The sequence below is a fragment of the Pseudonocardia ammonioxydans genome (assembly GCF_900115005.1).
In the GTDB taxonomy this organism is placed as follows: Bacteria; Actinomycetota; Actinomycetes; order Mycobacteriales; family Pseudonocardiaceae; genus Pseudonocardia; species Pseudonocardia ammonioxydans.
Map to the genome: position 1 here is coordinate 434409 of NZ_FOUY01000001.1, position 20367 is coordinate 454775.

A 20367-nucleotide genomic window follows, 5' to 3' on the forward strand; every position below is an offset into this window, starting at 1 on the left:
TAGGTGATGCGTCAACTATTCCGCTACACTGGGTCCGTGACCCGATGGCTGGACGAACGCGAGCAGACGACCTGGCGGAGCTACCTGCGGATGCAGTCCCGGCTGCACGCCGAGCTGCACCGGCGGCTGCAGGCCGAGTCCGGACTCTCGCTGGCCGACTTCGACGTGCTCGTCGCGCTGACCGACCGCCCGGACGAGCGGGCCCGGGTGCTCGAGCTGGCCACGTCGCTGGACTGGGAGAAGAGCCGGCTCTCGCACCACCTGGCCCGGATGCAGAAGCGCGGGCTGATCGGCCGCGAGGAGTGCGACGACGACGGCCGGGGCAACTACGTGGTGCTGACGGCCGACGGCCGGGCCGCGATCGACGCCGCCGCCCCGGGGCACGTCGAGACCGTGCGCGAGCTGGTGTTCGACGCGCTGCCCGCCGACGACCTCGCGGCGCTGGGCCGGATCGCCGAGGCCGTCCTGACCCGGGTCGACCGTCCCTGAGGCCGGTTCACAGCCGGCGCACGCAGGCCCCGACCCACACCCCGCCCAGCACGGCGACGACCCCGCCGGTCAGGAGCGCACCGACCGTCAGGAGGGCGACGCCGCCGGCCAGCATGAGCGCGGCGAGGAGCAGCTGGACCCAGATCACCGCACCAGGATGCCCCGGATCACCTCGTCGGGTGGGGCCCGCGGTATCGGGATGCCCGGTCGCGGTACCGGTGCCACGATGGGGCACCGGCGGACATACCGGACGGCCGGAACGACGGCGCTCCGCCCGGCGATGCCCGCGGGAACCTCTCGATACCGCGAAACGTCACAGCAGGTGACGGCGAGTCCGTAGCCGCACGGGGGGCGACGCACGGGGGTGGCGTCACGACGGCCACGGTGGACCAGGCACCATTCCGGGGAAACACCTGATCGGAGACGCGAGTGATCGGACTGTCGGACACCGTGGCCGCGCTGCTGGCCGCGATCCCGGCCGCGCCGATCCGGTCGCTCTTGGTGATTGCGGTCGGGGCGTTCCTGGAGGGCCCGATCGTCACGGTCACCGCGGCCGCGCTGGCCGGGGCCGGGCAGCTGCCGTGGTGGGGGGTGTGGCTGGCCGCGCTCGTCGCCGACGTCGTCGGGGACACCCTGCTCTACGCGCTCGGGCGGCACGGCGACCGGCCGGGCCTGGCCCGCCTGCTGGCCCGGCTCGGGCTGACCGACGCCCGCCGCGAGGCGCTCACCCACGAGGTCCACACGCACCTGCCGCGGATCATCATCGGTGCGAAGCTCGTGGACATCGGGGCGATCCCGGCCTACCTGGCCGCCGGCCTCGCGAACGTCGGCTACCGGCGATTCCTCGCCTGGATCATCCCCACGACGGCGGTGCGCTCGGCCGTGCTGGTCGGGATCGGGTACGCGGCCGGGGACCGGCTCGCCGCCGATCTCGAGTCCCGGCCGTGGCTGCTGCTCGTCGGGGGCCTCGCGGTCGGGGTCGCGCTCGTCGTCGGGCGCCTGGCCATCGTCCGGGCGACCGGGTCGAAGCGCCGCGCCCACGTCCGCTGAGCACGGCGCCCCACCCGGCCGCTACGCCACCGACCGGGCGAACCCGACGACGTCGCGGACCGCGGCCGCGTACACGTCGGGCATCGCCTCCCGGAACATCAGCTCGCCGACGTGGCACAGGCCGGGGTTGATCCGCCCGACCGAGGGGACGCCCGCGGCCAGCAGCATCCGGTGGTACGCGAGGCCCTCGTCACGGAGCGGGTCCAGCTCGTTGCACGAGATGATGTGTGGCGGCAGGCCCGCCAGGTGCTCCGGCCCGGCCCGGAACGGCCAACAGGTCGGGTCACCGGCGTGCCCTCCCACCGGGTCGTAGACCGCCGCGAGCAGCGGGAACAGCGCCCGGTCGAGCCAGTAGCCGTCGCACTCGACCAGCGAGCCGAGCTCGGCAGGCGGCTCGGTCCAGTCACCGAGGATGTACGGGCACTGCGCGTAGACGCCCGCGACGGCGTCGGCCCAGCCGTCGCGGCGGGCCCGCAGCGCCAGCGCGAGGGCGAGGTTGGCGCCGCCGGAGTCACCGGTCACCACGACGTGGGTCGCCCCGAGCTCGTCGCGGTGGTCGGCGACCCAGCGCAGGCCGGTGACGCAGTCGTCCAGCCCCGCCGGGAACGGGTGTGCGCCGAGCCGCCCGCCGCCGTTGCGGTACTCCACCCCGACGACGACGGCGCCGGCCGCCGCCAGCTCGTCGCGCCAGTGCCCGTAGAGCGGTCCCGCGGCCGAGAGCATCACCATCCCGCCGCCGTGCACCTGGTACAGGCACGGGAGCGGACCGTCCACACCGTCCGGACGGTGCACGTGCAGGGTGATCGGGCCGCCGCCGCCCTGGAGGGTCAGCAGCTCGCGGGTGACGCCGGGTACCGGCGTCCACGCCGCGGCGAGCCCGGCGAACAGGCCCTCGAAGCCCTCCTCGACCGCGTCGACGAAACCGAGCAGCGCCGCCCGGTCCGCGTCCGGCCCCAGAGGTGCGGGGTCCGGATGACCGGTCAGGCCGAGTCCCCGCAGGACGGCGAGCATCCGCGGGTCGGCCCGCGGGTCGGTCTCGAGCGTCGTCGCGGGGTCGCCGAGGCGCCCCGGGGCGGACGGCGTACGGGTGGGAACTGACATTCGCGGGGGAAGACGGCGGATGGACCAGCCGCGCTCAGGGACCCGCGCCGAGCAGGGACAGCAGGGTGCCGGGCGCGTCGGAGGGCCCCGCGATCGGCGCCCACCGCGCGCCGCTGCGGGCGGCCAGGTCGGCGGCCTGCTCGTCGTCGGCGGCCGGGGCCAGCACGATCAGCTCCGGGATCCGCCGGGCCACCGGGACCGGGTCCTGGTCGTCGGTGGCGCGGCAGTCCGAGAGCAGCACGACGACGCGGCGCTCGGCCCGGGTCCGTTCCAGCTGGGCCGCGGCCGTGCGCAGCGCCCCGGCCAGCGCGGTGACCCCGTGGCCGCGCAGGCCCAGGACCCGGTCGACCACGGCCGACGCCGGCTGGGCGGAGCCCATGTCCCGCAGGACCTGGGTCTGCGCCGCGAACGACAGCACCGCGTGGTCGCCCGGTGCCCGGAACGCGCAGGCCGCCGCGGTCAGCGCCGCCGTCGCCAGCCGGTCCCCGCCCATCGAGCCGGATGCGTCGACGACCAGGCACAGGGCCAGGGCGGGCCGGGCCCAGGTGCGGGCGGTGAGCTCGTCGAGCCCGACCGGCCGCCGGGCCGCGCGGGCCTCGGCGACCGCGCCGAGCGAGGCGTCGAGATCGAGGTCGCCGCCGCGGTCGGCCGGGACGGTCTGCAGCCGTCCGATGCCGCGCCGGGTGACCCGGCCGCTGCGCCCGATGTCGAGCACGACCCGGCCGGCGAGGCGCTGCGCGGCGGCGCGCAGCTTCGCGTCGGTCGCCCGGCTCATCTGGACCAGCAGCTCCAGCGTCTCGTCGGGCCGGCCGGCGAGCGCGGCGTCGAACGCGTCGACGTCGAGCACGCCGACCTCCGGCGAGATCTCGGAGAACCCCTCGTGTCCCGCCAGGGAGCTGCGGGCCACGGTGCGGTCCTCCGGCCGCATCCGTTGCCGGCGCGGCCGTGTGCCGCCCGCCGGTGGCGGGCTCATGCTCCCCCCGGCGCACCACCTCCCGGGGAGCCGTCAGGGCTGTCGGCACCGTCGGAGTCGTCGTCGGCAGAGGGTTCCTCGCCGAACTCCGCCCGGTAGAGCTCGCGCACCACGTCCTCGGCGGTGCGGGTGCCGGACTCCACCAGCCGGATCCGCCCGGACAGCGCGACCAGCGCGGAGTCGAGCCCGCTGCGCCAGTCGGTGACGTCCCGGCCGCGGCGCCCGGCCAGCGCCGCGGTGATCCGGACCATGTCGATCGCGCCCCGCACCGAGGAGCCGACGTGCACGTCCGGGTGCTCGCGGGTGCGGCGCACCAGCGCCACGACCTTGGCCCGCCACTGCTCGTCGACCTCGGGCCCGCGCAGCGTGACGACCGCGTTCTCGTCGCCCGCGCTCTGGTAGCCCATCGCGATCCGGCAGACCCGGTCGTAGACGGCCGAGGAGATCCGGGCGGTGCCGACGGCGTCGAACGGGTTCATCGCCGCCACCAGCCGGAACCCCGGGGCGGCGACGATCCGGCCGAGCCGCGGCACGTGCAGCTCGCCCTCGCTCATCACGGTGATGAGGACGTTGAGGGTCTCCTCCGGGATCCGGTTGATCTCCTCGACGTAGAGCAGGGCGCCGCTGCGCAGTGCCTCGGCCAGCGCCCCGTCGACGAAGGTCTCCGGGCTGTAGCCGCGCTCGAGGACCTGGGCCGGGTCGAAGTGGCCGACCAGCCGGGCCGGGGTCAGCTCGGCGTTGCCCTCGACGAAGACGAACGGCAGCCGCGCCTCGTCGGCGACGGCGCGCAGCAGCGTCGTCTTGCCCGTCCCCGGCGGCCCCTCCAGCACGACGTGCGCCCCGGCGTCGAGCGCCGCGACCAGCAGCTCGACCTCCCGGGTACGACCGACGACCGGGACCGCCGTGGCAGCGGCGGGGGTGGCGACGTCGACACCCATCCATCACCTCCGTGAGTTCTGCAGCTGATCTCGCGCAGCTGCCGCGACGGTACCCCGGATCACCCCCGCAGCTCGGGGAACGCGTCGTCGCGCCACTCGGTCGCGGCGGCGGCCGCGGCGTCGTCGCGCTCGCGGGCCCGCAGCTCCACCCGGCGGATCTTCCCGGAGATCGTCTTCGGCAGCTCCGCGAACTCGAGGCGCCGCACCCGCAGGTAGGGGGCGAGGTTCTCGCGGGCGTGCCGGAGGATCGCCAGCGCGGTGTCCCGGTCGGGCTCGTGGCCGGGCGCGAGCGCGACGTAGGCCTTCGGCACCGCCAGGCGCACCGGGTCCGGCTGCGGGACGACCGCCGCCTCGAGCACCGCCGGGTGCTCCACGAGCACGCTCTCGAGCTCGAACGGCGAGACCTTGTAGTCCGAAGCCTTGAACACGTCGTCGGTGCGGCCGACGTAGAACAGGTAGCCGTCGGCGTCGCGGGTCGCGGTGTCGCCGGTGTGGTAGAAGCCGCCCGCCATCGCCTCGGCGGTCTTCTCCGGCGTGTCGAGGTAACCGGTCATCAGGGCGACCGGACGGCGGGACAGGTCGATGCAGATCTCGCCCTCGGTCTCCGACACCGCACCGGTGGTCTCGTCGACCAGCACCACCGGCACGCCCGGCAGCGGGCGGCCCATCGAGCCGGGCTTGACCACGGAGCCGGGGGTGTTGCCGACCTGCGCGGTCGTCTCGGTCTGCCCGAAGCCGTCGCGCAGGGTCAGGCCCCACTGCCGCTGCACCTGCTCGATGATCTCCGGGTTCAGCGGCTCGCCCGCCGCGATCACCTCGCGCAGCGAGCCCGGGCCGCCGGACAGGTCCGCCTTGATCAGCATCCGCCACACCGTCGGCGGGGCGCAGAACGTGGTGACGGCCTTGCCGCGGATCTGGCCGAGCAGCGCACCGGCGTCGAACCGGGCGTAGTTGTAGACGAAGATCGTCGCACCGGCGATCCACGGTGCGAAGAAGCAGCTCCAGGCGTGCTTGGCCCAGCCCGGGGAACTGATGTTGAGGTGCACGTCGCCCGGCACGAGCCCCAGCCAGTACATCGTGGACAGGTGCCCGACCGGGTACGACGCCTGGGTGTGCTCGACCAGCTTCGGCCGGCTGGTCGTGCCGGAGGTGAAGTAGAGCAGCAACCGGTCGTCGGCGGTGGTGCCCGGGTGCTCGACCGGGGCGTCGTCGACCGCGTCGGCGTCGTGCCAGTCCAGCCAGCCCTCGTGCCGGCCACCGACCGAGACGGCCGTGACCCCGTCGAGCAGCCCGTCGAACTTCTCCGCGCACGACACGTCGGCGATCACGAACCGGGCCCCGCCCCGCTCCAGCCGATCGGGTAGGTCGACCGCGCCGAGCGCCGTGGTCGTCGGCATGATCACCGCGCCGAGCTTCATCACGGCGAGCACGGACTCCCACAGCTCGACCCGGTTGCCCAGCATGACCAGCACGGCGTCCCCGCGCCGCACCCCGTGCGAGGCCAGCCACCGGGCGACCCGGTTGGAGCGGCGGCGCAGCTCGTCGAAGGTCCAGGACCCCTCGCCGCCGTCCTCCTCGACGATGTGCAGCGCCGTGCGCGACTCGCCGTCGGCGATCACGTCGAACCAGTCGTGCGCCCACTGGAACGCGCCGTGCAGCACCGGCCACTCGAAGTCGGCGACGGCCTTGTCGTGGTCGCCGTGCAGCGCGACGAGCCGGTCCCGGGCGTCGCGGTAGATCTCGTGGACCGAACTCATGCGGGCACCTCCGGTGCGGTCTCGTGTTCCAGGGCCTGGTTGCGGGTCTCGCGCAGCAGCGACACCGAGACCAGCGAGAGGACGGCGATGAGCGAGAGCATCACGCCGATCGCGATCGAGCCGAAGGCCGCGGCCAGCCCGGGGGCGAGCAGCGGCGGGACCGCGCCGCCCAGCACCCCGGCCAGGTTGTAGCCCAGCCCGGCGCCGGTGTAGCGGTGCCGGGCCGCGAACAGCTCGGGCAGGTACGAGCCGGCCGGCCCGTAGGAGATCGCGAAGATCACCATGGTGACCGAGAGGCCGACGCCGAAGGCCAGCGGGCTGCCGGTGTCGAGCAGCGGGAACAGGATCAGCGCCCAGACGATCCCGGCGATGCAGGAGACCCGGATGACGGTGCGCCGCCCGTAGCGGTCGGACAGGACCCCGGACACCACGATCGCCGCGCCGAAGATCACCGCGGAGAGGATGCCGAGGCCCAGGACCGTCGGGCGGGACAGCGCCGCACCGTCGGGATCGGTGCCGTAGGAGGTCAGGTACGCGGTGCCCATGTAGAAGAACGCGAAGAGCATGGTCAGCGCGCCGGCGGAGAGCAGGACCTCGCGCGGCTGGGCGCGCACGGCCTCCAGGAACGGCACCCGCGCCGAGCGGGCCGGGTCGGCGGCCTCGGCCTGCGCCCGGGCCTGGACCTGCTTGAACGCGGGGGTCTCCTCGATCGAGAGCCGCACCCAGAGGCCGACACCGACCAGCACGATCGACAGGATGAACGGGATCCGCCAGCCGTAGCTCAGGAACGCCTCGTCGGTGTCGCCCATGATCCAGCCGGTGATCAGGAACGTGGCCGACGACAGTGCGAACGCGATCGCCGGGCCGAGCTGGGGGAAGACGCCGTAGAGGCCGCGCTTCTCCTTGGGGGCGTACTCGGCGGTGAGCAGCGTGGCGCCCGCCCACTCGCCACCGACCGCGAAGCCCTGGCAGAACCGCAGGAACACCAGGATCAGCGGCGCCGCGACACCGATCGTCTCCGCGCCGGGCAGTAACCCGATCAGCACGGTCGCGATGCCCATCAGCAGCAGCGTCGAGATCAGCGTGCGCTTGCGGCCGATCCGGTCGCCGTAGTGCCCGAAGATGACCGCGCCGACCGGCCGGGCGAAGAACGCCACCGCGAACGTCGCGAACGAGGCCACGACACCCGCGGTCTCCCCCAGCGCCGGGAAGAACACCGTCGGGAACACCAGGGCGGCCGCGGTGCCGTAGATGAAGAAGTCGTAGAACTCGATCGTCGTGCCGGCGCAGCTGGCGGCGGCGACCCGGCGCAGCGGCACGGGGGGCGACTGCCCGGGCGGTGGGGATGTGGTCATCGTCAGGTGCTCCTCGTCGAGCGGGTTCCGTCGCCGGTGGGGCGCGGAAGGTGGACGGGAGGGTCGTCGAGCGACGAGCACCGGCGCTACCCACCGAAGTAGGCGGTACCCACCGAAGTGGGGGGTTCGTCCGGTCCCGGCTTGACGGGGTCCCGGCCACGTGCGACAACCCACCTCGCAGAAGCGAGTGCCGACGCACTCGCGCACCGAGGAGGACGCGTGGTCGAGGGCGACACGCCGTGGCACGCAGATGCGGCCGCGGACGATGCCGTGCAGCAGGCGCTCGACACCATCCTGTCCCGCCGGCTCGGTGACCTGCGTCGGGCGACCGGCCTCCCGGTGGTCTTCGGTGGCGTGACCCGCGACAGCACGATCGGGCAGAAGCTGACGATCAGCAAGCTGATCGGGACCCTCGGCGACTCGCTGCGCGAGCTCGACGTGCACGCCGGGCGGGGCCTGGGCGGCGCGGCGATGGTGCGGAAGCGGCCGTGCCGGGTGAACGACTACGCCTCCACCAGCGGCATCACCCACGACTACGACCAGTTCGTCGTCGGGCAGGAGAAGCTGACCTCCATCCTCGCCTACCCGATCATGGTGGGCGGCGCCGTGCGCGGGATGGTCTACGGCGCGGTCCGCGAGGACCGGCCGATCGGCGACGTCGCGGTGCGCCGCACCGGCGCGGTCGCGACCCAGGTGGCCCGGGAGGCGGGCGCGCTGATCGAGCCACCGGCGGCCGGGCGGGACGGCGCGGGCCGCGAGGGCGCGCTCGACGAGCTCGCGGCGCTCGCCCGTTCCGCGACCGACCCCTCGCTCCGCGAGCAGCTCGACCGGATCCACCGCGCGCTGGCCGGGCCGCGCACGCCACCGCAGGCCCCGGCCGGGACGCTGCTGGCCCCGCGCGAAGCCGAGGCGCTGCGACTGGTCGCGGTGGGCGCCAGCAACGCCGAGATCGCCGCCGACATGGGGCTGGCGCTGGACACGGTCAAGACCTACCTGCGCAGCGCGATGCGCAAGCTCGGCGTGCACAACCGCACCAAGGCCGTCCTCGCGGCGACGGCGGCGGGCCTGCTCTGATCCCGCTTCCCGCCGGAGTGCATGATCCGGGGGTATGAGCCGCCGGGTACACGCCTTCGACCGGGCCCCGGGTGCGGACGACCCGGGGGCCGCCCTGGGGGCGGACGCCCTGGGTGCGGATGACGCCGTCGGGCTGGCCGACCGGATCCGGCGCGGCGAGGTGTCCGCCGCCGAGGTCCGGTCCGCGGTGGCCGCGAGGGCGGCGCGGGTGGATCCGCAGCTGCGCGGGCTCGTGCTGGACCGGACCGACGAGCCGGTCGGCGGCGACCCCGCCGGGCCGTTCGCCGGCGTCCCGACCCTGGTCAAGGACAACACCGAGGTCCGTGGCTGGCCGACCACCAACGGGACGACCGCCTACACACCGGCCCCGGCCCGCGACCACGCCGAGGTGACCCGGCAGCTGCTCGGCACCGGACTCGACGTCGTCGGGACGAGCCGGATGCCCGAGTACGGCCTCAACGCCTCCACCGAGTTCGCCGACGCCGAGCCGACCCGCAACCCGTGGGACCCGCGCTTCTCCGCCGGGGCGTCCTCCGGCGGGGCGGCGGCCCTGGTCGCGGCCGGGGTGGTGCCGATCGCGCACGCGAACGACGGCGGCGGTTCCATCCGGATCCCGGCCGCGGCCTGCGGGCTGGTCGGGCTCAAGCCGTCCCGCGGCCGGACGGCGCCGAACGCCACCGGGGCCCGGATGCCGATCGACCTGGTCACCGACGGTGTCGTCACCCGCTCGGTGCGCGACACCGCCACGTTCCTGGCCGCCGCGGACCGCGGGCGGCGCAACCCCGCGCTCCCACCGGTCGGGCTCGTCGAGGGCCCGGCCCGGCGCCGGCTGCGGGTCGGCCTGGTGCTGGACTCCCCGACCGGCGCGGCCGTCGACGCCGACACCCGGGCCGCCGTCGTCGACGTGGCCGAGCTGCTGGGCAAGCAGGGCCACGACGTGTCCCCGGCGTCGTCCGGTGTGGACGCCCGGTTCGTCGACGACTTCCTCGACTACTGGGGCTTGCTGGCGTTCTCCGTGGTCACCGGCGGCCGGTGGCTGCACGGCCGCACGTTCGACCCGGCCCGGCTCGACGCGCTCACCCACGGCCTCGCCGACCACTACCGGCGGGCACTGGCCCGCACCCCGGTGTTCCTGCACCGGCTGCGCCGGGTCGCCCAGACCTACGCCGAGCTGTTCACCCGGCACGACGTGCTGCTCTCCCCGGTGCTGGCGCACACCCCGCCGGAGATCGGGTGGCTGAGCCCGCGGGTGCCGTTCGACGAGCTGCGGGCCCGGCTGCTCGACTACGTCGCCTTCACCCCGCTGTGCAACGTCGCCGGTTCCCCGGCGATCACCCTGCCCGCCGGGGCCGCCGGCAACGGGCTGCCGGTCGGGGTGCACCTGTCGACCCCGGTCGGGGACGAGCGGACCCTGCTGGAGCTGGCGTTCGCGCTGGAGGCCGACCGGCCGTGGCGGCGGATCACCGACGGGGACACTGCGGGAACGGGGTAGGCCGCCCGGGCGGGTGGGCGCTCGCTAGGAGGGAGGCGCCGGTGGGCGGGCCCGCTCGCCGAACGCCGCGATGCTGTGGCGCTCGAGCATCGCGGCGAACAGCTCGGCCAGCCCCGTACCGACGACGGGTGCCAGCCCGTGCGCGGCGGTGGCGATCCGCGTGACCGCGTCGTCGTCGGGCAGGCCCGGCCGGCTCGTGGCACCGGTGTCGACCACGTGGGTGCCGATCAGGGTGAGCAGGGACTCGGCCAGCCCGTCGAGCACCGTGGTCGCGCGTCCGACCAGCTCGAGGGCTGCGTCGCGCGGCACCCCGGCCCGGACGAGCGTGGCGATCGCGGTGAGGATGTCGGGGTTCGGCGTGCTCAGGCGGGTCCCGGTCCCGGCCACGAGTCCCGCCCCGGTGAGGTCGTCGACCAGCTCGCCGACCCGGTCGTCACCGAACAGGCGCCCCAGCTCGGCCGGGGTCGTCGTCTCGGGCACCCGCTCCGGCCACAGCCTGCTCACCGCGGACTCGAGCCCCAGGACCGAGGCGAGATCGCGGCCGTTCTCCCACTCCGCCAGCAGCTCGGCGATGTTGGCGACGCTGTACCCACGCTCGAGCAGCCGGCCGATGATGCGCAGCCGGGCGAGATGTGCGTGGTCGTAGACCGCCACCCGGCCCTCCCGCCGGGGCGGCGGGAGCAGGCCGCGTTCCTGGTAGGCACGCACGTTGCGGACCGTCATGCCCGCCCGCGCCGCGAGCTCGTCGACCCTGTACCGCTCCGCCGGGCCGGGGCTCTCGCGCAGGGGAACACGATCGTGTCTCATCGCTATGAAACGTTACCATCGACGACTGGCACAGTTAGAGATGGTATGGACTCGCTGCACCGTCCGGGCCGCCACCGCGCGGCCGCCGGCGGCCGGACACGCTGGGGCCGGACACACTGCGGCCGGACACGCTGGGGCCGCTTCGGCGTGATCCTCCTGGCAGTCCTCCTCGCGGCCGCGGGCATGGTGGGTGCCGCCGCCACGGGCCTGGTCCCGGTCGCGCTGGCCACCGACGGCCGGCAGCACGTCAAGGTCACCGCCGCCGAGTTCGGCGCGGTGGCGACCGGCGTCTTCCCGCAGTTCGTCCAGGACGCCGACGGGGCCCGGCGCCCGGTGGTCGTCGTCGGGCTGGGCGATGTCCGGGTACGCGGGCTGTGTGCCTCCGGGGCCGTTCCGACCCCGGTCGGCACCTGGGTGCTCCGGCTGGACACCCCACCGGACGGGGAGCAGATCCGCGCCGGGGACGTGCAGTTCGCGATCGACAGCGTCGACGGCCTCGGCGCCGCGGGACAGCGGCTCCTGGTGAACCGCCAGGAGACCGGCCCCGACGGGATTCCGGTCGACGTGGCCGCGCCCGGCGAGCTGCCGCTGCTGGCCGAGGGGCTCCAGCTCGACCTCAGTGCCACCGTCCGCTGGGCGAGCGTGGCCGACCTCGCCCTGTCCGGGCTCGACCTGACGATCGGTGACGACGTGCCGGAGTGCTTCGCATGACCGCGCCGGACCGGACCCGCACCGGCCGCCCCCTGGGCGCGGCCGGCTGCCTGGCGGCCTCCGGGGTCGCGATGCTGCTGCTCCCGTCGAGCAGCCTCACCGTCGTCACCGCCCCCGGCGCCGGTGGCGCGACCGGGCTGCTGATCGGCGCACTCATGATCGGCGCCGGGATCGTGCTCGCGCTGGCACCCGACCAGCGCACGGTCTGCGGCACCGCGGGCATCCTGCTCGCGCTCGCCTCGTTCCTCACCCCGAACCTCGGCGGGATGCTGATCGGGATGCTGCTGGGGTTGGTCGGCGGAGCGCTCGCGCTGGCCTGGACACCGATCTGAGTGGCAGGGTGCTGAGTGGCGGCCGGTCAGACGTTGCCGCGGCGCTCCTGCTCGCGCTCGATGGCCTCGAACAGGGCCTTGAAGTTGCCCTTGCCGAAGCCCAGCGACCCGTGCCGCTCGATGAACTCGAAGAACACCGTCGGCCGGTCCCCGAGCGGCTTGGTGAAGATCTGCAGCAGGTAGCCGTCCTCGTCGCGGTCGACCAGGATCCCGCGCGACTGCAGCTCGGAGACCGGTACCCGGACCTCGCCGATGCGGGCCCGCAGCTCCGGGTCCTCGTAGTACGCCGCCGGGGTCTCGAGGAACTGCACGCCGCGGGCGCGCAGCACGTCGACCGTGGTGAGGATGTCGCCGGTGGCCAGCGCCAGGTGCTGGGCACCGGGGCCGCGGTGGAACTCGAGGAACTCGTCGATCTGCGACTTGCGCCGGCCCGGGGACGGCTCGTTGAGCGGGAACTTCACCCGGTGGTTGCCGGAGGCCACGACCTTGCTCATCAGCGCCGAGTACTCGGTGGCGATGTCGTCGCCGACGAACTCGGCCATGTTCGAGAAGCCCATGATCCGGTGGTAGAAGTCCACCCACTCGTCCATCCGGCCCAGCTCGACGTTGCCGACGACGTGGTCGAGCGCCTGGAACAGCCGCACGGGCGCCGCCTCGGGCCGCACGACCGTCGAGCTGCGGGCGACGTAGCCGGGCCGGTACGGGCCGGTGTAGCGGGACCGGTCGACCAGGGTGTGCCGGGTCTCGCCGTAGGTGGCGATCGCCGCGGACCGCAGCGTGCCGTGCTCGTCGGACTCGTCGTGCGGCTCCACGAGCACGGTGGCGCCCTGGGCGCGGGCGTGCGCAATGCAGCGGTCGACGTCGGGTACCTCGAGGGCGATGTCGACGACGCCGTCGCCGTGCGCGCGGTGGTGGTCGGCGACCGGGCTGTCCGGGTCGACCGCGCCGCGCAGCTCGAACCGGACCGCGCCCGAGCGCAGCACGTAGGCCTGGTGGTCGCGGTTGCCGGTCTCCGGGCCGGAGTAGGCGATCAGCTCCATGCCGTACACGGCCTGGAACACCAGCGCGGCCTGGGTGGCGTTGCCGACGGCCCACACCACCGCGTCCCAGCCGGTGACCGGGAACGGGTCGCGGGCGTCGTCGTGCTCGACGAGCCCGACCAGGCGGTGCAGCTGCTCGGCATCGAGCTCGGCGAGCCGCTCGGAATCGGTGAGGATGTTCATCGCTGCGCTCCTGCTGTGCTCGTCGGGCGGGGGCCGTCGGCCAGGGTGCGGGCGGCGGCCCGTCCGGCGGCCGCGACGGTGCTGATGTCGTGCGCGCGGGCGTCGGCGAAGATCCCGGCGAGGGTGTCGCCGACGGCGCGGGTGCGGGCGGTGACCTCGGCGGCGTCCCAGCCGAGCACCTCGCGGCCGACCAGGTGGATGGCGCCACCGGCGTTGGCCACGAAGTCCGGTGCGTAGGTGATCCCACGGCGGCGCAGGACCTCGGCCGCCGCGTCGTCGGTGAGCAGGTTGTTCGCCGCCCCGGCGATCACCGTGCAGGGCACCGTCGCGGCCGTTGCCGGGGACAGCAGGCCGCCGGTGGCGCACGGGACGAGCACGTCGCACGCGCGGGAGAGCACGTCGCCGGTGTCGATCACCTCGGCGCCGAGCTCGTCCGCGGCGGCGGTGCAGCGGGCCGGGTCGACGTCGGTGACGATGAGCTTCCCGCCGGCCCGCGCGGCGAGCCGGGCGACGTCGGCACCGACCGCGCCCAGGCCCTGCACGAGCACGCGCAGGCCCTCCACGCCGTCGAGACCCGCCTCGGCGACGCCGACCTCGATCGCGGCGAACACCCCGAGCGCGGTCATCGGGGCGCTCGAGCCGGGCCCGCCCGCCGCGGCGGAACGTCCGAAGACGTGCGGGGTCAGGGTCGCGAGCACGTCCATGTCGGCGGCGGAGGTGCCCACGTCCGGGCCGGTGGTGTAGTTGCCGCCGAGCAGGTTCAGGTTCGCGGCGTGCCGGTGCAGGATCCGGTGCCAGGTGGCGTCGTCCAGCTCCGCACGCGGGGCGGGCAGCGCGATCACCGACTTGCCGCCGCCCATGGGCAGGCCGGCCGCGGCCATCTTCGACGTCATCGCCCCGGCCAGGCGGCGGGCGTCGGCGACGGCGTCGGCCACACCGTCGTAGACCATCGCGCGGGTGCCGCCGGACGCGGGCCCGAGCCGCGTCGAGTGCACCCCGATCACGAACCACGCCCCGGTGTCCGGGTCGTGCCGGACCGAGGTCAGTTCACCGTCCCACTCGGGCAGAGCCATACCGTGCCTCTCGTCGTGCCTCTCGTCGTGCCACTGCGCACGTCGCCGATCGACGAACCGCTGATGCACAACGAGGACACTCCTGCAGGACTCACCTGCGCAACCGGCCCAGCACGAACTGGCCCACGCGCCCAGACCGGCCCGGGATCGACCCGGTCCATCCGGTCACATTGTCCAGGAGAGCGCGGTCACCCCGTGGGACCCCGGCCGGACCAGGTCCAGGCGTACCCGGGGTCCTCGGCGGCCAGGCCGCCCTCGCCGAGCGCCAGCGGGCGGAAGGTGTCGACCATGACCGCGAGCTCGTCGAAGAACTCGGCACCCAGCGCCCGCTCCACCGCACCCGGCTGCGGGCCGTGCGAGTGCCCGCCCGGGTGCAGGCTGATCGACCCCTGCCCGATCCCGGACCCCTTGCGGGCCTCGTAGTCCCCGCCGCAGTAGAACATCACCTCGTCCGAGTCCACATTGGAGTGGTAGTAGGGAACCGGCACCGCCAGCGGGTGGTAGTCGACCTTGCGCGGGACGAAGTTGCAGATCACGAACCCCTCCCCGGCGAAGACCTGGTGCACCGGCGGCGGCTGGTGCACCCGGCCGGTGACCGGCTCGAAGTCGGCCACGTTGAACGTGTACGGGTACAGGCAGCCGTCCCAGCCGACCACGTCGAACGGGTGCGTCGGCACGACGTAACGCGTGCCGGTCACCCCGTGCTCGCCACCGCGGTGACGGACCAGCAGCTCGACGTCGGTCCCCTCGACCAGCAGCGGCTCGTCCGGCCCGTGCAGGTCGCGCTCGCAGTACGGGGCGTGCTCGAGCAGCTGCCCGTACCGCGACAGGTAACGCCCGGGCGGGGCGACGTGCGAGGACGCCTCGATCGCATACGCCCGCAACGGCTCCGACCCGGCCGGCACCCACCGGTGGGTGGTCGAGCGCGGCAGCACCACGTAGTCGCCCTGCCGCGCGGCCAGCACCCCGAACACCGTCTCCACCGTCGCCGCCCCGGACTCGACGTAGACGACCTCGTCCCCGACCGCGTTGCGGTACAGCGGACTCGACTCCCCCGCCACCACGTAGGAGATCCGCACGTCGGCGTTGCCCAGCACCAGCCGCCTACCGGTCACCGGATCCACGGCCTTCCAGTCCGCCGCACCCAGCGCGTGCAGGCGCAGGTGCCGCGGCACCAACGGCCGGTTCTCGGTCAACGACTGGTCGGGCAGCTCCCACGGCGAGGCGTCCACGATCGCCGACGGCACCCCGCGGTGATAGAGCAGCGACGAGTCCGAGGAGAACCCCTCCTCACCCATCAGCTCCTCGTAGTAGAGCGCCCCGTCCGGACGGCGGTGCTGGGTGTGCCGCTTCGGCGGGACGTCACCGGTGCGCCGGTAGTACGCCATCTCCGGTTCTCCTCCTGGGTGGGACGGCCTGCGCGGTGGCGCGGGCCAGTGCGTTCGCGAGGCTCTCACGCGTCGGTCGCGCCAGGACGGCGGCGACGTGGGCGTCCGGCCGGAGGAGCCACATGGCTCGTGAGTGGTTATCGCGCTCAGGGCCCCGGTAACCACTCACGAGCGCGCAGCGCCACTCGGCGGCGACGGCCCGCACCGGGTCGAGGTCGGCCTCGGCGCCGGCCAGCAGCAGGAACCCGTCCCGGGCGAGGGCGCGGACCCGGGTGCGGGTGCCGTCGGGCAGGGTGACCGGGCCGTCCGGGACGAGCACGCCCGGTCCGGGTGCGGGCGCCTGCCCCCGCGGCGGGCGCCCGGCGAACGGGCGCTCCGGGTCGGGGGTGGTCAGCGGCGAGTCGACGTACCAGAACGGCTCGCTCAGCCGCCCGGAGTCGACCAGTGCCCGGGCGTCGGGGTCGGTCGCGGCCCGCTCCAGCACCGCGGCCCGGTGGCGGGCCCTGGCCTCGTCGGGCGGGACGAGGAAGTTCATCGTCGCCGTCGTGACCTCGAGGTTCTCCACCGCGGCGGCGTGCCGCTCGTCGTGGTAGCTCTCCAGCAACGACTCGGGCGCACGCCCGTACCCGACCCAGGCGATCTTCCAGGCGGCGTTCTCGGCGTCGGCGACGCCGGAGTTCAGCCCGCGCGCCCCGAACGGGGCGACCAGGTGCGCGGCGTCCCCGGCCAGCAGCACCCGCCCGCACCGCATCCGGTCCGCCACGCGCGAGTGGAAGCGGTAGACCGAGGACCACACGAGCTCGTACGGCACGTCGCCGATGACGCGCCGGATCCGGGTGTCGAGCGCGCCCGAGGCGGTCTCGGCGTCGAGGTCGTAGCCGGACGGGACCTGCCAGTCGATCCGGAACGTCGAGTCCGGGCAGGGGTGCACGAGCACCTGGCGGCCCGGGTTCCACTCCGGGTCGAAGTGGAAGCGGCGCTCGGTCGCCCAGTGCGGGAGATCGGCGCGGACGTCGCAGATCAGGAAGCGGTCGTCGAAGCTGTGCCCGGCGAAGGTGACCCCGAGCAGCCGGCGCAGCACGTCGCTGCGGGCACCGGTGCAGACCACGGCGAACGAGCCACGCAGCTCCTCGCCGCCCGCCCGGACGGTGACCCCCTGATCGTCCCGAGCCAGCGCGGTCACCTCGTGCCCCCACCGCAGGTCGACCAGTGGCTGCGCGGCGATGCACTCGTCGAGCACCTGCTCGGTGCGGCACTGCGAGATGTTGACGAACGGCGGGAACGGCGAGGGTCCGGCGGCAGGCAGCGTGTGCGCGAACAGCTCCGCCCCGCGGTGGTAGGTCCGTGCCGTCGTCCAGGTGACGCCCTCCTCCGCGATGCGCCGGCCCGCGCCGACCGCCTCCCACACGTCGAGCACGTCGCGGTGCTGGCAGATCGCCTTCGACCCCACGGCGTCGCGCTCGGGGCGCCGGTCCAGCACGACCGACGGGACACCCCAGCGGGCCAGCAGCAACGCCGTCGTCTGGCCGACCGGGCCCGCACCGATCACGACGACGGGATCGTGCGGCCACACGTCAGGCTCCCTGCAGCTGGGCCCAGACCTCCTGGTCGCGTTCGGCCGTCCAGATCACCGGCCGGTCGATCCCGGACAGCTCGTCCCAGAGCCGGGAGACGTCGAACGGCAGGCAGTGCTCGAAGATCGGCCAGTGCCCGTAGTCGTCGACCAGGGCGGCGTGCGTGGCCGCGAACGCCTCCGCGAGCGTGCCGCCGCGCTGCTGCACCGCACCGACCTCGGCGAGCATGACCTGCAGGAAGGTGCGGGTCTGGGCGATCGCGGCCTCGACCCCGGCCCGGCCGCGGCTGACCGCGCCGCGCCCGCCGACGAGCTGCTCCGCCCGCAGCTGCGACACCGCGTCGAGGGTGTCGGTGGCCCACTCGCGGTGGAACGCGTCGCCGGTGTAGAGCGCGGCCTGCGCCTCGACCAGGTCACCGGCGAACAGGATGCGGTGGCGGGGCAGCCAGGCCGTGATGTCGCCCTCGGTATGCCCGCGGCCGTGGTGGGCGAGGACGAGCTCGCCGCGGTCGCCGCCGAGCTCGATGGTGAGCCGGTCGGCGAAGGTCAGGGTCGGCCAGGTCAGCCCGGGGACGGAGTCGGCGGACTCGGCCAGGCGGGGCATCCGGGCGAACTCGCTCGCCCAGTCCTGCAGGCCGCGCTCCGCGATCAGGGCCGCGGTGGACTCGTGCGCGACGATCGTCTCCGCGCCGAACGCGCTGGCCCCCAGCACCCGGACGGCGTGGTAGTGCGACAGCACCAGGTAGCGGATCGGCTTGTCGGTGTACTCGCGCAACCGCGCCAGCCACCGCTCGGCGGCGATCGGGGTGGCGAGCGCCTCGAAGCAGACCAGGAAGTCCTCGCCCTCGATCGCGCCGATGTTCGGGTCGCCCTCGGCCGTCAGCGCGTAGACGCCGTCGGCGAGCATCTCCAGGGTCTGTTCCTTCGCCACGGTGTCGGCGGACGAGGCGAACGGCTTGGTCACGGGGCCCTCCCGGACGACGCTGTCGGAGATGGTCGGTCGGACGTCCGGTGGGGACGGCTCCCCACGGAGACGACCACACCTGACGACCACACCTGACGATCAAACCTTTGACCAGTCGGACGGTACGACGCGGACCCGATGAACGCCAGGGGCCGGAAGAAGGCGGCGTCGATGTTCGCTCCGCAAGCTCCGCTCAGCGCCGCCGGACCCAGTCCTGCTCCTGCGCCGCCCCGGCGAGCTTGCCCAGGATCCCGTTGAGCGTCGCCACCTCCTCGGCGGTGAGCAGGCCCGCCCAGTCCCGCTCCCGCCGGTTGTGCGTGCCGAACGTCTCCGCCAGCCGGTCCGACCCGTCCGCGGTCAGGCTCAGCACCACGGTGCGCCGGTCCCGCGGGTCGTCGGTGCGCTGCACCAGCCCGGCCGCCTCGAGCGTCTTGGCCAAGCTGGACACGGCGGCCCGGCTCATCCCGGCCAGCTCCGCGCACCGGCCCGCCTCCTGCGGGCCGCAGATCCACAGCGTGAACAGCATCCGGAACGCCGACCAGCTCCAGCCGGCCGGGCGGTGCACGGTCGACTCCAGGTCGTAGACGATCGCCGACGCGACCCGGTGCAGCAACAGCACCATCGCCATCGCGGAGCGGTCGATACCGGGCAGGCGCTCCCCGGCCCGGTCGAGGGCGACCTCGGTGAACGACAGGAACCCCTCCGGCACGGGATCGGGGCTCGTGGACACACCGCCGATCGTAGGCTCCGCCGGTGTGACGACCGACGACCCGACCGCGCCGGCGCTGCGCGGCCGCCCGCAGCCGTCCGGACCACCACGGACCGTCCCGCTCGACCCGGCCGGGCTGGACGACGAGCGCGCCGCCCTGCACGCCCGCATCGCCACCGGCCCGCGGAAGGCCCAGGCCCGGGTCCCGCTGGTCGACGACGGCGACCGCCTCCTCGGCCCGTTCGGCGTGATGCTGTTCTCGCCGCGGATCGGGGACGCCGTGCAGCAGGTCGGGGCGGCCCTGCGCGTCGACGACGACCTCCCGCCCCGGCTGCGCGAGCTGGCGGTGCTCGCCGTCGCCGCGCACCACCGCAGCGCGTTCGAGTGGACGGCGCACGAGGACCTGGCCCGCGAGTGCGGCCTGTCCGGCCCGCAGCTGCAGGCACTGCTCGACGGCGCGGTCCCCGACGGGCTCGACGACGCCGAACGGGTCGCCCTCGACACCGTCCGGGCCCTGCTGAGCGGCCACGACCTCGACGACGACCGGTACGCCGCCGCGCTGGCCGCGCTCGGCCGGGACACCCTCGCCGCGCTGGTCTGGCTGACCGGCTACTACGGGATGCTCGCGACCGCGCTGGCCGTCTTCCGCCCGGGCTGAGCAGCCTGCGCAGGCCGCGCAGCCGCCCGCGCCCGCACGGCGTTGCCCGTTCCCCGATCGTCGCGGATGCTGGAGCGGCAGCCCGGTGCGTGGAAGGAGGCGGCGATGGACACGGTCATCAACCAGACGGACACCGCCGTGGACCGCTCGGTCGCCGGTGCGATGCACACCTTCCCCAAGACCTGCGGGCCGGCGACGACCGTCGCCGACGCCCGGGCCTTCTTCGGCAACCCGAAGGTGCACGCCCTGCTGGTGGTCGACAAGGGCGTGCTCGTCGCGGTCGTCGAGCGTGCTGACCTGGCCGGGTGCGACGAGCGGGCCCCGGCCGCCCCCGCCGGGGCGCTGGGCGACCGGGTCGTCGCCCCCGCCGACGACCTGCGCGCCACCTGGGACGCGATGGCCGCCGCCGGGCGGCGCCGGGTCGCCGTCGCCGACGACGCCGGCCGGCTGGTCGGCCTGCTGTGCCTGAAGCGCTCCGGGCGCGGATTCTGCTCGGACGCCGGGATCCAGGCCCGGATCGACGAGCGTGCCGCCGCCCGGCCGTGAACCCACCCGCTGTGCCGTGGGCCCACCCGCTGTGTCGTGAGCCCACCCACCCGCGGAATCCCCGGACCGGGTGCGGACGCTGAACGGGGCAGCACCTCCGATCCACAGCCGCACGCGACGCCGGAGTCGCCGGCCCGGTCCCGACGACGGGAGG

Annotated in this window: 21 protein-coding genes; 8 read left to right on the forward strand and 13 right to left on the reverse strand. The window is 74.6% G+C overall.

What is annotated here, in order from left to right:
- Window positions 1–36: 36 nt before the first annotated feature.
- The gene (locus tag BM093_RS02015) at window positions 37–489 is read left to right on the forward strand and encodes a MarR family winged helix-turn-helix transcriptional regulator (protein ID WP_093336205.1); all 453 of its coding nucleotides are present in this window, start codon (window positions 37–39) and stop codon (window positions 487–489) included.
- A gap of 7 nt (window positions 490–496) precedes the next feature.
- Here BM093_RS02015 and BM093_RS35715 read toward each other — a convergent pair whose 3' ends face one another.
- Window positions 497–637, reverse strand: coding sequence for a hypothetical protein (locus tag BM093_RS35715; protein ID WP_177238218.1), 141 nt, complete (start codon window positions 635–637; stop codon window positions 497–499).
- Between the two features lie 281 nt (window positions 638–918).
- On the opposite strand from BM093_RS35715, the gene BM093_RS02020 reads away from it, so the two are divergent.
- Window positions 919–1539, forward strand: coding sequence for a DedA family protein (locus tag BM093_RS02020; RefSeq protein WP_093336208.1), 621 nt, complete (start codon window positions 919–921; stop codon window positions 1537–1539).
- A gap of 21 nt (window positions 1540–1560) precedes the next feature.
- Here the strand turns inward: BM093_RS02020 and BM093_RS02025 are convergent, their stop codons facing one another.
- From BM093_RS02025 to BM093_RS02045, 5 genes are all read right to left on the reverse strand, one after another.
- The gene (locus BM093_RS02025) at window positions 1561–2640 is read right to left on the reverse strand and encodes an alpha/beta hydrolase (protein ID WP_093336211.1); all 1080 of its coding nucleotides are present in this window, start codon (window positions 2638–2640) and stop codon (window positions 1561–1563) included.
- A gap of 34 nt (window positions 2641–2674) precedes the next feature.
- Entirely contained in the window at window positions 2675–3547 is an 873-nt protein-coding gene (locus BM093_RS02030; protein ID WP_245773236.1) for a vWA domain-containing protein, read from the reverse strand.
- Window positions 3548–3609: 62 nt separating this feature from the next.
- Window positions 3610–4551, reverse strand: a complete 942-nt coding sequence (locus tag BM093_RS02035; RefSeq protein WP_093336215.1) for an AAA family ATPase — start codon at window positions 4549–4551, stop codon at window positions 3610–3612.
- A 59-nt stretch (window positions 4552–4610) separates the two neighbouring features.
- Window positions 4611–6308: an AMP-binding protein gene (locus BM093_RS02040; RefSeq protein ID WP_093336218.1), complete on the reverse strand. Its 1698-nt coding sequence runs from the start codon at window positions 6306–6308 to the stop codon at window positions 4611–4613.
- On the reverse strand, window positions 6305–7663 hold the full coding sequence (locus BM093_RS02045; RefSeq protein WP_093336226.1) for an MFS transporter: 1359 nt from the start codon (window positions 7661–7663) through the stop codon (window positions 6305–6307). Before BM093_RS02045 ends, BM093_RS02040 begins: the two co-directional genes overlap by 4 nt.
- A 219-nt stretch (window positions 7664–7882) precedes the next feature.
- Between BM093_RS02045 and BM093_RS02050 the strand changes: the two genes are divergently transcribed.
- Together BM093_RS02050 and BM093_RS02055 are read left to right on the forward strand one after the other, a co-directional pair.
- Window positions 7883–8737 (forward strand): LuxR C-terminal-related transcriptional regulator, encoded by an 855-nt coding sequence (locus tag BM093_RS02050; RefSeq protein WP_218162623.1) that lies wholly within the window; start codon window positions 7883–7885, stop codon window positions 8735–8737.
- Between the two features lie 34 nt (window positions 8738–8771).
- Window positions 8772–10229: an amidase gene (locus tag BM093_RS02055; RefSeq protein WP_093336229.1), complete on the forward strand. Its 1458-nt coding sequence runs from the start codon at window positions 8772–8774 to the stop codon at window positions 10227–10229.
- 24 nt (window positions 10230–10253) lie between these two features.
- Here BM093_RS02055 and BM093_RS36500 read toward each other — a convergent pair whose 3' ends face one another.
- Entirely contained in the window at window positions 10254–11036 is a 783-nt protein-coding gene (locus BM093_RS36500; protein WP_093336232.1) for a MerR family transcriptional regulator, read from the reverse strand.
- 147 nt (window positions 11037–11183) lie between these two features.
- Between BM093_RS36500 and BM093_RS02065 the strand changes: the two genes are divergently transcribed.
- Together BM093_RS02065 and BM093_RS02070 are read left to right on the forward strand one after the other, a co-directional pair.
- Window positions 11184–11747, forward strand: a complete 564-nt coding sequence (locus BM093_RS02065; protein WP_143105221.1) for a DUF6230 family protein — start codon at window positions 11184–11186, stop codon at window positions 11745–11747.
- On the forward strand, window positions 11744–12079 hold the full coding sequence (locus BM093_RS02070; protein ID WP_093336238.1) for a DUF6114 domain-containing protein: 336 nt from the start codon (window positions 11744–11746) through the stop codon (window positions 12077–12079). Before BM093_RS02065 ends, BM093_RS02070 begins: the two co-directional genes overlap by 4 nt.
- A gap of 26 nt (window positions 12080–12105) precedes the next feature.
- On the opposite strand, the gene hppD is transcribed toward BM093_RS02070, so the two are convergent.
- The 6 genes from hppD to BM093_RS02100 form a co-directional block, all read right to left on the reverse strand.
- Complete coding sequence (hppD, locus tag BM093_RS02075) at window positions 12106–13302, reverse strand: 4-hydroxyphenylpyruvate dioxygenase (RefSeq protein ID WP_093336241.1); 1197 nt, start codon at window positions 13300–13302, stop codon at window positions 12106–12108.
- The gene (locus BM093_RS02080) at window positions 13299–14375 is read right to left on the reverse strand and encodes a Glu/Leu/Phe/Val dehydrogenase family protein (protein WP_093336243.1); all 1077 of its coding nucleotides are present in this window, start codon (window positions 14373–14375) and stop codon (window positions 13299–13301) included. Before BM093_RS02080 ends, hppD begins: the two co-directional genes overlap by 4 nt.
- Before the next feature lie 188 nt (window positions 14376–14563).
- Window positions 14564–15763: a homogentisate 1,2-dioxygenase gene (locus BM093_RS02085; protein WP_093336245.1), complete on the reverse strand. Its 1200-nt coding sequence runs from the start codon at window positions 15761–15763 to the stop codon at window positions 14564–14566.
- A complete protein-coding gene (locus tag BM093_RS02090; RefSeq protein ID WP_245773237.1) occupies window positions 15738–17336 on the reverse strand; it encodes an FAD-dependent monooxygenase in 1599 nt (532 codons plus the stop codon). Before BM093_RS02090 ends, BM093_RS02085 begins: the two co-directional genes overlap by 26 nt.
- A 1-nt stretch (window position 17337) precedes the next feature.
- Window positions 17338–18243 carry an MBL fold metallo-hydrolase gene (locus tag BM093_RS02095; protein ID WP_093336624.1) on the reverse strand — a complete coding sequence of 302 codons (906 nt, stop codon included), beginning with the start codon at window positions 18241–18243 and terminating at the stop codon, window positions 17338–17340.
- A 250-nt stretch (window positions 18244–18493) separates the two neighbouring features.
- Complete coding sequence (locus BM093_RS02100; protein WP_245773238.1) at window positions 18494–19030, reverse strand: MarR family winged helix-turn-helix transcriptional regulator; 537 nt, start codon at window positions 19028–19030, stop codon at window positions 18494–18496.
- 25 nt (window positions 19031–19055) lie between these two features.
- Here BM093_RS02100 and BM093_RS02105 point away from each other — a divergent pair, with 25 nt between their 5' ends.
- Together BM093_RS02105 and BM093_RS02110 are read left to right on the forward strand one after the other, a co-directional pair.
- Complete coding sequence (locus BM093_RS02105) at window positions 19056–19667, forward strand: carboxymuconolactone decarboxylase family protein (protein ID WP_245773239.1); 612 nt, start codon at window positions 19056–19058, stop codon at window positions 19665–19667.
- 105 nt (window positions 19668–19772) lie between these two features.
- The gene (locus BM093_RS02110; protein ID WP_177238219.1) at window positions 19773–20213 is read left to right on the forward strand and encodes a CBS domain-containing protein; all 441 of its coding nucleotides are present in this window, start codon (window positions 19773–19775) and stop codon (window positions 20211–20213) included.
- Window positions 20214–20367 lie beyond the last annotated feature (154 nt).

Bases quoted from the DNA above. Each gene is read 5' to 3' on its own strand.
- BM093_RS36500 (WP_093336232.1), bottom strand. From the start codon at position 11,036: ATGAGACACGATCGTGTTCCCCTGCGCGAGAGCCCCGGCCCGGCGGAG.
- BM093_RS02055 (WP_093336229.1), top strand. From the start codon at position 8,772: ATGAGCCGCCGGGTACACGCCTTCGACCGGGCCCCGGGTGCGGACGAC.
- BM093_RS02110 (WP_177238219.1), top strand. From the start codon at position 19,773: ATGGACACGGTCATCAACCAGACGGACACCGCCGTGGACCGCTCGGTC.
- BM093_RS02085 (WP_093336245.1), bottom strand. From the start codon at position 15,763: ATGGCGTACTACCGGCGCACCGGTGACGTCCCGCCGAAGCGGCACACC.
- BM093_RS02095 (WP_093336624.1), bottom strand. From the start codon at position 18,243: ATGCTCGCCGACGGCGTCTACGCGCTGACGGCCGAGGGCGACCCGAAC.
- BM093_RS02070 (WP_093336238.1), top strand. From the start codon at position 11,744: ATGACCGCGCCGGACCGGACCCGCACCGGCCGCCCCCTGGGCGCGGCC.
- hppD (WP_093336241.1), bottom strand. From the start codon at position 13,302: ATGAACATCCTCACCGATTCCGAGCGGCTCGCCGAGCTCGATGCCGAG.
- BM093_RS02040 (WP_093336218.1), bottom strand. From the start codon at position 6,308: ATGAGTTCGGTCCACGAGATCTACCGCGACGCCCGGGACCGGCTCGTC.
- BM093_RS02025 (WP_093336211.1), bottom strand. From the start codon at position 2,640: ATGTCAGTTCCCACCCGTACGCCGTCCGCCCCGGGGCGCCTCGGCGAC.
- BM093_RS02045 (WP_093336226.1), bottom strand. From the start codon at position 7,663: ATGACCACATCCCCACCGCCCGGGCAGTCGCCCCCCGTGCCGCTGCGC.
- BM093_RS02080 (WP_093336243.1), bottom strand. From the start codon at position 14,375: ATGGCTCTGCCCGAGTGGGACGGTGAACTGACCTCGGTCCGGCACGAC.
- BM093_RS02035 (WP_093336215.1), bottom strand. From the start codon at position 4,551: ATGGGTGTCGACGTCGCCACCCCCGCCGCTGCCACGGCGGTCCCGGTC.